The organism is Thermotoga sp. (assembly GCF_021162145.1).
Classification (GTDB): Bacteria; Thermotogota; Thermotogae; order Thermotogales; family Thermotogaceae; genus Thermotoga.
The window spans coordinates 1-4,435 of record NZ_JAGGZH010000021.1 but is presented as its reverse complement, the minus strand read 5'-3'; the positions used below and the strand labels follow the sequence as shown (position 1 = coordinate 4,435).

Sequence of the window (4,435 nt, the reverse complement as noted above, 5' to 3'; positions counted from 1 at the left end):
TTCCCATAAAGGCGGGAGACGTGTGTTTTACAGACTCTGGAGAGTCACACTCCATAGAAAACACAGGAGACGAGAATCTAGAGTTTCTGGCAGTGATCATTTTGCTTTGATCACCTCCACACGAATGAGATTTCTTCCCACTTCGTAGAAGGTGGGGTTTTCATTGTTTGATATGCGGTTAGGTATAACTTTAACCGCGAAGCTTTCTAAAGAGCAAAGGATATTCAGGTCGTTGTTTTCGACAAAACGGGAGCACTTACAGAAGGTAGATATGGACGAGGAAAAAATACTCAGTTATGCTGCCGATCTGGAGAGTCAACCCTCCTATCCGGTGGCTCAGAGTATTGTTGAAAAAGAGCAAAAGTAATCAATTCTTCTTTCCTCTGACAACAACGAAGGCACCTTCCCCATGTCCTTCTCTGACAGGCTCAACATCGGTGAGTTTTGAGGGATGTTTGAAAAGGGTTTGGACCATCCTGAAATCCTCGAAACCCGCTTTCTTCATCAGGTGCACTATCTCTTCGGTGGAGAAAAACCTTGCATGTTTGTAGAAAAGGCTCTTTTCTCTCCTTTCTTCGTACTCTCTTCCCAGAAAGCTTTCTCTGTCCACAATTCCAACAATGACGTGTCCACCATTTTTGATCACCCTTCGTGCTTCCTGCAGGGCCTTCAGCGGATCATCCACAAAGCAGATCGTGGTAACCATCAGAGCAAAATCGAAACTTTCATCACCTAAGGGTAAGTCCTCTGCAGTTCCCTTTACCACCAGTATTCCTCTTTTTCTTGCAATTTCTCCCATGTGTCTTGAAGGTTCCACACCGATCTTTATTCTCAGGGGAACAGCGAACCTTCCCGTACCAACTCCTATTTCTACACCCCTTCCCTCTGGAAGGAGAGCCTTCACCGCTCTAAGTTCGGAAAGATAGGCAAGCCTGTGCTTTAAGAACCACTGCTCGTACTCGTTCACAAAACGTTCAAAAACATCCCCCATGTCTTTTCACCACCCCTCCTGATAAAATAGAACTCGCAAGGAGGTGACTCTTTTGTTTGAAAAGTACACCTCTTTTGTTTTCAAAAACAGAAAGAAGATCCTCGTTGTGGTGCTGGTACTGAACATTTTAGCACTCTTTGGTCTTTTCAAGCTCCATTTCACGACCGAGTTTTCCATTTTGATGCCTCAGAAATCCCACCAGAAAGAGATCTATGAGAGAATGAACGGTATCTTCAAAAGTGGGGAACAGCTTGTGGTGATGGTAAAGATAAACATAGATCCTCTGAGTAGAGAGGGAATAGACGAGATCTTTCAAATAAAGGAAAGGCTTTCTTCTATCAAGGGTGTGAAAACGGTCATACCACCTGTTCCAGAGAAGTTCCCTGTTGGCTTCAGACTGGTGGAGACAAAAAACATGTCCGAAAAGCAGTACAGGGACTTTCTGAGTTACGTTCAAAACATGGAAGATCTTCTCAACGTAAGGAAAGTAGAGGATGGGTACTACATTCTCTTCATGATACTACCGAAGGAGAGCATACAAACTGAAGAGATAGAAAAAGCCCTGTCCAACTACGAACATTACCTCTCTGGAACGCAATTCCTAGAAGGCCAGATATTTCGCTACCTTCTCTTCATGCTTTTGTCACTTCCCCCACTTGCCGTCGTTCTCCTCCTGAGCGTGTTCAGGATACAACTTGGAAGGTTCAAATACGCCATCTTATCTTTGATACCGGCGGGTTTTGCTGCTCTCTGGACGCTTGGCTACGTGATGGGATGGATGGGACAGAACCTTTCCATTATCACTGTTCTGGTTCCCATATTCACCATCGTCATGGGAAGTGCCGATGGACTTCACTTCGTCTCGCACTTTCTTGAGCGAAAGAAAGAGGGAGAGAGCACGTTCAACGCCATCAAAGATACTCTTGAGAGTGTTGGAAGGGCGATGATCCTCACCACGCTCACCACTATGGCAGGGTTCCTTTCTTTCCTCACCCTGAATTCTCAGTCTATGAAGCAGATGGGACTCCTCGCGGCTGTGGGAATCGGTCTTGCGGGAGTCTCAACGTGGATCGTACTTCCTGTGATGCTCTCAAAAGTGGAAAATGTTGAGATCAGAGGGAGAGAAAATGGCCTGGCCCAGCTCTTTCAGAGACTTTCAAAGCGAGCGTGGATCGTCACACTGGTGGTTCTCCTCGTTTTCCTTCCGGGTACATTCTTTCTGAAGGCAGATCTCAACATCCTGAAACTCTACAAAAGCTACACAAAGGTCAGAAAGAACGTGGAGAAAATAGAAAAAGTCTTCAGGAGGGCACTGCCCGTTTATGCCGTCTTCGAGTCAAAGGATCCGCTCTCTCCAGCTTTTGTACAGAAGGTCCTTTCGATGGAAGAAAAGTTGAAGAGTAAAGGGTACGATGCTTTTTCTGTCTACGATATCCTTGTGAAAATGAACGAGCATTTGTTCAAGGAAGAAGGTTACCCAAAGATCCTCGCAAGAGCGCTAATACTCAGAAGACTCCTGCCAGAAGAGTACGCAGACAACTTCATCTTTGGAAACACAGGAAGAGCTCTCATCTTCCTGGACAACTTGGACAGGGATACTCTCGAGGAAGTGGAACGCATAGTGAAAGAAAGTGGCTTTCAGGTGACGGGACTTCCATACATCATAAAAGAGATGAACGACTCGATCGTTCCTCAGCAGGTACTTTCGGTGGTACTCGCTGTCAGTATGGTCTTTCTGCTGCTTGTTTTGTTTCAAAAGAGCTTTGTCTATCCAGCAAAAGCGATTGTTCCTGTTTCACTGTCACTTGTTTCACTCTTTGGTTTCATGGGACTTTCCAGGATTCCCCTGAACCTGATCACAGCGAACATGGCCGGAATAGTGATCGGGGTGGGTATAGACTACGCCATACACGTGACGGAGCTGTTCAGATACTATAAAGACATAGAAAAAACGGTGAGAATCGCATCCACACCCATCCTGGCGAACGCTTTTGGTCTTTCCATCGGCCTTTCTGCCCTGATTCTCTCACCCTTTACCTTCCATGCTTATCTTGTTGCGATCATGTGGGTAACTATGACAGTGAGTTCTCTCATGAGTCTTGTGATCCTTCCAAAACTCCTGGAGGTGAAGAGATGAAAAAGAACGAATACGTCTCCACTCTTCTTGAACCCAATGTATGGCACATTGCTGACTATAGAGGAGATAGCATGTATCTGGTGGTGGGGGAAGAGAAAGCCCTTCTCATAGACACCGGTATGGGGGGAGGAGACCTGAAGGGATACATAAGATCCATCACAGAAAAACCAGTGGAGGTTGTTCTCACACATGCCCACTGGGATCACATCATGCAGGCCAACCAGTTCGAGAAGGTGTATCTCAACCACAGGGACCTTCAGCTCATAGAACTGTTCAAGATTGATGTGGATTACAGAAATTTCCTGAATGTGAGAGAAGGGGACAGATTCGATCTGGGTGGTAGAAAACTTGAGGTGATCGAAGTTCCCGGACACACTCCAGGCTCGATCGTTCTTCTGGACAGAGAGAACAAACTTCTGTTCAGTGGTGATTCAGTTGGAGCAGGACACACCTGGATGCACCTTCCAGGGTGCCTTCCGTTGAGAGAGTACCTCAAGAGTCTGGAAAAATTGAGGAAAACTGACAGCTTTGAGAAGATCTACCACGGACATCTGAGCGGCACGCAGATGAAACCTTTTGGACCGGGTTACCTGGAAGATCTGATGAAGGCTGTAAAGGGAGTGATTGACGGATCTCTGAAGGGTGAGCCCTATCCCTACGGGAATTTCAAAGGTGTCTATGTAACGTACGGCACGGCAGTGTTGGTGTACGATCCGGAGAATGTTTGAACAATTTTTATTGGTCTTTTTCTCTTTCTAGAAGATATTCAAAATCCCTCAAAGTCCACTCAACGTTTGCTTCTCTTTTCGCCGCCTTCTTTGCCAGTCTGTCAGCTTCATCGTTGCAAAAGTCTCCGGAGTGACTTTTCACCTTTTCAAAAACCACTTCAAGACCTTTCTTGCGAAACTGTTCGTAGAAGTACTTATAAACACGTGTTACCAGCTCTTTTGTTCTGTACTCTTCTGTTGCCCACTTCTCCAGCCCTTCAAGATCGTGCCTGAGAATGAGTTTTTGTGCTCCCCGTCTCAAGGCACAGTCCATGGCAAAAAGTGCTGCCATGATCTCGCCGGCTATGTTCCTTGAGTCTTTGAACTCTGAAACGTCCGTCCAGAAATAGTACTTCTCTTTCTTTCCCCTGTAACACAGAACCACACCAGAACCACAAACTTCTCCGTAGCTCCCGTCAACGTAGGCAAGCATCGTTTTTTCGTCCAGTTCCGGACAGATGCACTCGTCTTTCCCCTCAAGATACGCTCTTGCGTCTTCTATCTTCTCAAAACTTTTGTACTCTGCTCCTGGAAAACCCT

The 4,435-nt window shown here is 46.1% G+C and carries 5 protein-coding genes; 3 read left to right on the top strand and 2 right to left on the bottom strand.

Translation table 11 applies throughout. The annotated features are described in order from the left end of the window. Nucleotides 1-110: cupin domain-containing protein (locus tag J7K79_RS01930; RefSeq protein ID WP_366932575.1), on the top strand; the 110-nt coding region annotated here is incomplete at its 5' end. Between the two features lie 257 nt (nucleotides 111-367). Here J7K79_RS01930 and J7K79_RS01925 read toward each other — a convergent pair. Further along, a complete protein-coding gene (locus J7K79_RS01925; protein WP_296904559.1) occupies nucleotides 368-991 on the bottom strand; it encodes a class I SAM-dependent methyltransferase in 624 nt (207 codons plus the stop codon). Nucleotides 992-1,043: 52 nt separating this feature from the next. On the opposite strand from J7K79_RS01925, the gene J7K79_RS01920 reads away from it, so the two are divergent. Then, entirely contained in the window at nucleotides 1,044-3,128 is a 2,085-nt protein-coding gene (locus J7K79_RS01920) for an MMPL family transporter (RefSeq protein WP_296904557.1), read from the top strand. Continuing rightward, the gene (locus J7K79_RS01915) at nucleotides 3,125-3,856 is read left to right on the top strand and encodes an MBL fold metallo-hydrolase (protein WP_296904555.1); all 732 of its coding nucleotides are present in this window, start codon (nucleotides 3,125-3,127) and stop codon (nucleotides 3,854-3,856) included. The genes J7K79_RS01920 and J7K79_RS01915 overlap by 4 nt, the downstream gene beginning before the upstream one ends. A gap of 7 nt (nucleotides 3,857-3,863) precedes the next feature. On the opposite strand, the gene J7K79_RS01910 is transcribed toward J7K79_RS01915, so the two are convergent. Beyond that, nucleotides 3,864-4,435: RNase H family protein (locus J7K79_RS01910; RefSeq protein ID WP_296904553.1), on the bottom strand; the 572-nt coding region annotated here is incomplete at its 5' end.